The 3,868-nt window shown below is 33.9% G+C and carries 5 protein-coding genes; 3 read left to right on the top strand and 2 right to left on the bottom strand.

The annotated features are described in order from the left end of the window. Both BZK14_RS11825 and BZK14_RS11820 read left to right on the top strand, forming a co-directional pair. Positions 1 to 805, top strand: an 805-nt coding sequence (locus tag BZK14_RS11825; protein ID WP_342742243.1) for a DNA ligase, incomplete at its 5' end; no start/stop codon positions are given. 86 nt (positions 806 to 891) lie between these two features. Further along, the gene (locus tag BZK14_RS11820) at positions 892 to 1,659 is read left to right on the top strand and encodes a hypothetical protein (protein WP_077926676.1); all 768 of its coding nucleotides are present in this window, start codon (positions 892 to 894) and stop codon (positions 1,657 to 1,659) included. Between the two features lie 43 nt (positions 1,660 to 1,702). On the opposite strand, the gene BZK14_RS11815 is transcribed toward BZK14_RS11820, so the two are convergent. Both BZK14_RS11815 and BZK14_RS11810 read right to left on the bottom strand, forming a co-directional pair. Further along, a complete protein-coding gene (locus BZK14_RS11815; protein ID WP_077926675.1) occupies positions 1,703 to 1,993 on the bottom strand; it encodes a YchJ family protein in 291 nt (96 codons plus the stop codon). A gap of 64 nt (positions 1,994 to 2,057) precedes the next feature. Then, positions 2,058 to 2,957 (bottom strand): alpha/beta hydrolase, encoded by a 900-nt coding sequence (locus BZK14_RS11810; RefSeq protein WP_077926674.1) that lies wholly within the window; start codon positions 2,955 to 2,957, stop codon positions 2,058 to 2,060. Between the two features lie 198 nt (positions 2,958 to 3,155). On the opposite strand from BZK14_RS11810, the gene BZK14_RS11805 reads away from it, so the two are divergent. After that, positions 3,156 to 3,868 (top strand): MIP/aquaporin family protein (locus tag BZK14_RS11805; protein WP_077926673.1); only part of this gene is annotated, 713 nt, incomplete at its 3' end.

Raw genomic sequence — 3,868 nt, 5'->3', positions numbered from 1 at the left:
TATTTTATGCTTAAGTACTGTTTTTGCTGATCCATTACAACATGGTAAATATTTTCATGAAGATATGAAGTTAGACCTTACTAAATATTATGTCAGTGAAAAATTAGATGGTTTTCGTGGATATTGGAATGGTAAAGAATTACGAAGTAAAACAGGATATCCCTATAATCCACCTAAATGGTTTATTGAAAATTTAGGTGATCAGCCTTTAGATGGGGAGCTATGGATTGATCGTGATGAGTTTACTCAGCTGATCCCTATTTTAAATGGAACTGAAAATCCAGAAAATTGGCATAAAGTAAATTATATGATTTTTGATATGCCTAATATTCAAAAGCCATTTGGTGAAAGAGTCGAATATATGAAATATTATATTCCTAGTTTGAATCTATCTTATGTAAAAATGATCCCACAAGAAAAAATTCAAAGTATAGATGAGCTTAAGCATAAATTGAATCAAGTTGTTGCTATGAAAGGCGAAGGTTTAATGTTGCATCATGAAGATGCATTGTATGGTTCAGGCCGTGTTAACCATTTATTAAAAGTTAAACAATATGATGAAGATAAAGGACGGGTTATTGGTTATAAACCAGGTAAGGGTAAATATAAAGGAATGGTGGGGGCATTAATCATAGAATTAAAAGATGGTAGTATTGTGAATGTAGGATCAGGCCTTACCGATGAGATGAGAAAAAATCCACCTGCGATTAACGAAGTTGTCGCTTTTATTTATAATGGTCTCACTAATCATGGTAAACCTAGATTTCCTCGATTTAAGCGTTTAAGAAATCCTTCGATGGAATAACCATTATCCGATGCTCTATACTAAATTATGATTAAGTTTTATAATTAAGAAGTTTTGAGAGTAAAATCAATAAAAAGGAATAATGAGTGGAAATCGCTAATTTTGTATGTATGAAATGGAAAGATGCCTATTCGGCGGATTATGTTAATAAATTATATAACATGATTCAACGTAATATTAAGCGTCCTTTTCGACTAATCTGCTACACGGAAAATAGAGAAGGAATCATTCCAGAAGTAGAAGTTTACGATTTACCGCCCTTTAATTTTCCTGAAGAATGGTTGTGGCGTGCTTATCGTAAAAAATCATTGACGCGTAGTGTACTTCATCCTTTCAAAGAGGGAGAACGGTTTTTATTTTTAGATTTGGATGTTGTGATCACTGGTAGTTTAGATGAAATGTTTGATTATGAAACAGATAAGGATTTTATTATTTGTTACAACTGGACACGTGGTAAGGGAAAAATTGGGAATTCATCTGTAACGATGATGCGTGTTGGAGCATTGAACCATGTGATCGAAGATTTAGAAAATGATCCTGTAAAGTATGTGAATCAATATAAAACTGCTAGCCAAGAATATATGTCCGCCAAAATTATAGAAAAATATGGTCAGTTAACTTTTTGGCCTGATGAATGGTGCAGAAGCTTTCAAATCCATTGTATGCAATGGCGTTTTATGCGTTTGGTTAAAGCACCGTCTTTACCACCTGTAGGTTGTAAGGTACTTATTTTTCATGGAGCAGTGAATCCTCCTGATGCTGTGAATGGGCATTGGCCAGGTAAAGTGCCTTTTTATAAGAAATTTTATAAAACTATTAAACCAACCCCGTGGATTAATAATTTTTGGAAATAAAGAGCAATCAATATGCCTTAGGAAGTACCTAAGGCATTTTTGATTAAACTAGAAACTCACCATCGATATACACAAGTTTGTTATCTTCATAGATAAAACGGCTCAGCTCATGAATTTTATCGGCCTTACCATTTTGGTTGCTATCTTTATATCTCGCGATAAACTCTACGAAATATTCTTGGTGTTTAATATCTTCATTAACTTGATTAATTTTTAAGCCTAACCATTTAATGCTATCCATATCGCCAAAATTATCGGGGCAGGTTGTACTGTGCCATGTGAGTTTTAGATAATCTATATTCTGTAATACGTAAGCACTGTATCTACTTCGCATCAATATTTCTTGTTGCTGTGGATATTGTTGGCCTAAATGAAAAGGTTCGCAGCAATTCTTATAGTCAGTCTTGGGATTGCATGGGCAAGGGATATTCTTCATGATGATGTTTTTTTAACCATTCTAATAAGGATTGATAAATGCTAATAGCAATCGGATTGTTAAAATCTCGATCAAAGTCATGATACTGATTTTCAACTGGATAAAATACATTATTAGGGATAATGTTGGATAAATGAACAGAGGCTTCGTAAGGAACATCTTTATCTGTATTGCTTGCAGTTAAAAATGTTTGTGGGAGCTTGGAGAGCTCTTGATCCGTTAAGCTGTAATATTCCCATTGTGAGCGATCAGGTAAAACTTTAGAAAGCCATTCGCCAGTTTGTCGGTAGTTAATATATAAAACATAGCGAGATTTAACAGAAGCTTCTGTCAAAATACCTTGATCAGTTAAATCATATAGATCCATATAGCTATGTTTGGGGAATTGTAAATAATAGTCATTGGGTGTGATAAATGCATCAGAAAGCATAGAGCTATACCCATAGAAGGCAATAATGCCTTTTTGATATTGAGATGGATTTTTAGCAGATAATAATAGTGCTAAATATGCACCTGCAGAACGACCAAATAGATAATAATCAGCAGAATCCAATCCTAAAATTGATTGATGATTCAGATGAAACCATTCTAATGCTTGTGCTAAACAGTGATGAATAGTTGTAAGATCAACTTCAGGAGCAAGAGGATAATCCAATAAGAGTAAGTTATAGCCTGCATCATTTAGCATATCAATGTATGTTTCAGGTAAGTCTGAACGTTCACCAAGAATAAATCCTCCGCCATGTATGTAGATTAATGTAGGCTGATGAGAAGGATGTTTAGCAGGTTTAAGCTCTGCTTTAAGTTCAATATTCTCAAGTAATGTATATGTATGAATAAGATTCACTTGAATAGATTCCATAATATAAAGCTTTCATGATAGTTAAGGCATTATGAATAATAAAGATTGAGAATAATTCTTTGTGAATTATCAATTTTTATTTAAATATTTTATCTAACAGATATGAATCATTTTGTTTTATCATGTTATAAATATAATCTATTAAAGTCATAAGTATAATTTATTTAAAACAACAGTTATTAATATTACGGAGGTTGTATGCCTAGCTATATTGCAGAACTCATTGGTACTGCCATTATGATTTTATTCGGCGGAGGCGTTGTTGCGAACGTTGTCCTTAATAAATCTAAAGCAGCAGGTGGTGGTTGGATTGTTATTATTATGGGTTGGGGATTTGCTGTAATGTTGGCCATTTATGCTGTTGGGAAATATAGTGGTGGACACTTTAATCCTGCTGTAACTTTAGGTTTAGCCATTGCTCATAAATTTCCGTGGATTCACGTATTGGGGTACATTGTTGCTCAGGTTTTGGGAGCAATGTTAGGTGCTTTTTTAGTATGGTTACATTTTAAACCCCATTTTGCAGTGACAGAAAATGCAATTGCTAAACGTGATATTTTCTGCACAACACCAGCAATTGAAGATTATCCATCGAATTTAGTGTCAGAAATTCTTGGCACTGCGGTCTTAATTTTTGCAATTTTATTTATTGGTATAAATGAATTTACCGGTGGATTGCAACCTGTTGTTGTAGGTTTTTTAATCATGGCTATTGGTTTAAGTTTAGGTGGAACTACAGGATATGCGATTAACCCTGCCCGCGATTTTGGCCCAAGATTGATGCATGCTTTGATGCCCATTGCAGGTAAAACAGATTCTAATTGGCGGTATGCATTTGTACCTGTATTAGGGCCAATGGTTGGCACTATAATTGGTACGGCATTATATGGGCTTTTTTATCGTACAGGTGC

The organism is Wohlfahrtiimonas larvae, from assembly GCF_002006755.1.
Lineage (GTDB): Bacteria > Pseudomonadota > Gammaproteobacteria > Cardiobacteriales > Wohlfahrtiimonadaceae > Wohlfahrtiimonas > Wohlfahrtiimonas larvae.
The sequence above is the reverse complement of the archived record's forward strand: the minus strand, read 5'-3'. Positions and strand labels throughout refer to the sequence as shown.